The following is a 2056-nucleotide window of genomic DNA, read 5'->3' as shown; positions in this document are numbered from 1 at the left end:
GGATGTCACCCGGAAGTGGATAACCCGAATCCAGAACTGGGGTACAATTTTGGCCCAATTTTCCATATATTTTGAAGAACGATTAACCAATTATTTAAAATAGGGAATAGTGGGTTTACACAAAATTGTTGACAGACCCATTGTAATTCCTTGTTTCAATTCGGTCATCTTTTAAATTCCTTCCCTCTCTGGAGTAAATCCCCAATTATTTAACAGTTTGCTTTACCCCAGCTTTCTAGTTCTGCTATATACTCCGGATCAAAATTAAACTTATTAGCCGCTGAAATTATTTTCTCCAGATACCCTGGACATGGCTTTCCACAAACATTTTCGGAAGCTATATAAACAATGGCGGAAACTTCTTCTCCTTTAGGTAACATTTTGGCAACAATTTCTTCCTTATTGTAAAGATTGGAATAAATTCCTTCATAACCATCCAAAGATTTCTCGTCTTGTGGAAATATACTCCACAAGATACCCTCGACAAAGCTGTTATCACTTTTGATAATACTTGCAACACCACGGGAATTAATAATAAACTTGTAGTCATTCAGGCGGGCTTTACCGATCAGTTTTGCTGTAAGGCACCTTTGGGCCATTTGATTCTCATCCATATTTGAACCGTAAGCAAAATACAGCCGGCCTCCAAATTCACGGGCCATCATCTTGGCTTCATCAATAATCTCAAGCAATACACCATCCAAATCGTCATTTTGGGCGATATATTTGTTCGCTCGTTTGCCTAATCGCCCGTAGAAAGCAAATTTGTTGGCAAAATCGATATAATCTCGGAAGATCTCTCTCAAGGAATAAAACAATGCGCTGATTTGCCTGGCGTATTTTGAGATAACCAGTACCTTGCTACTTTTATGAATTCTATCATAATCAATAACCAAATGATTATCCGATTCCCATGCCCGCAAATCGTCAGTAAGCTCTAAGGCAATGACGACGTCTGCGCCACCCCAAAGTTCACACTTGTCATGCTTAGGTTGCCATTCACCTCTTCTGATACTGTTCTCAAGTTTTTTCAGTTCGTTAATAATCATTTCTCATTTACCCTCCTTGTTTTGATTTAGTTTCATTTTACATGTCTGCTTTCAGGAGGTTAATGAAACTGAGATTCATATTTTTTCAATTAGCAAACTCAATGCTTATTATCCTATCAATGTCAATTTTTATTTTTTCTTGTTCATCATTAATGACTAGTATTTTGGTGGTCAAATAATCATTCCCTTCCTTGGCAAAATCTACTCGGCCAACCACTGTCTTGAGTCCTTCTTTGGTGTCATATTCAATTTTACAGAGTGCTCCGGATTTAAGGAAATAAGCAAACATTTTCTGCCTTTTTGAATCAAGAATATCCTCTTCAAATCGGTAGGCTCTTATATGATTGTCATCGAAAAATATTCCTTTTTCCTTGGCTTTCTCAGAAATACGTCTTTTGCCATAAGAAGATAGTTGGTCGTAAATACAATCAGCTATATAATCATAAATATCTTTAAAAACAGTTTTCCTGCCTGTCAATTTTAAACCGACAGTCAATGCATAAACCTCGCTCAAGTTAAGCGGTAAGAAAACAGGGTGTATTGTTGAATCGTAAGTGTTTTCACCACGTTTCAAGTTTATCTTCATACTGTACCCGAGAAAAGAATAATCCCCTCTCTGGAGTTCATTTAAATAATCAGACAACGTCCTTTCGGTAATACTAAAATATGCGGATATTTCTTCCCGTGTTTTAGGTCCTTCATGAAGATACTTGAGTATTTCTATCATTCTTTCGGTTTTTTCCCGAAAATTCAATGGAGGAAAATAAGTATCGACATCAATTTTGACACCGTAGTATTTACTTACGAAATTGAAAAAGTCTCTTATTAAGCCGTTTAATTTGTTTTTATTTCTCCGATAACTCTGAACACCATCAGCAGTTTTCTTAAGGAGTTCATCAAGATTTTTTAAAATATCAATATTCAAGTGTAAGTGGTAAAATAAAATGGATGAATTTCGGCAAACAAAAACGGATGTTTTTGACCAAAATAACCTCGTTGTCTGATAT

Annotated in this window: 2 protein-coding genes; both read right to left on the bottom strand. The window is 36.0% G+C overall.

Translation table 11 applies throughout. From position 1 onward, the window contains the following. Positions 1–209: 209 nt before the first annotated feature. The gene (locus Tfer_RS15585; RefSeq protein ID WP_052219190.1) at positions 210–1049 is read right to left on the bottom strand and encodes a gamma-glutamylcyclotransferase family protein; all 840 of its coding nucleotides are present in this window, start codon (positions 1047–1049) and stop codon (positions 210–212) included. Between the two features lie 85 nt (positions 1050–1134). Beyond that, positions 1135–2056: ArsR family transcriptional regulator (locus Tfer_RS15580; protein ID WP_152909086.1), on the bottom strand; the 922-nt coding region annotated here is incomplete at its 5' end.

Origin of the sequence: Thermincola ferriacetica, from assembly GCF_001263415.1 — a bacterium.
Classification (GTDB): domain Bacteria; phylum Bacillota; class Thermincolia; order Thermincolales; family Thermincolaceae; genus Thermincola; species Thermincola ferriacetica.
Note: the sequence above shows the minus strand (reverse complement) of the source record. Positions and strands in the feature narration are given on the sequence as shown.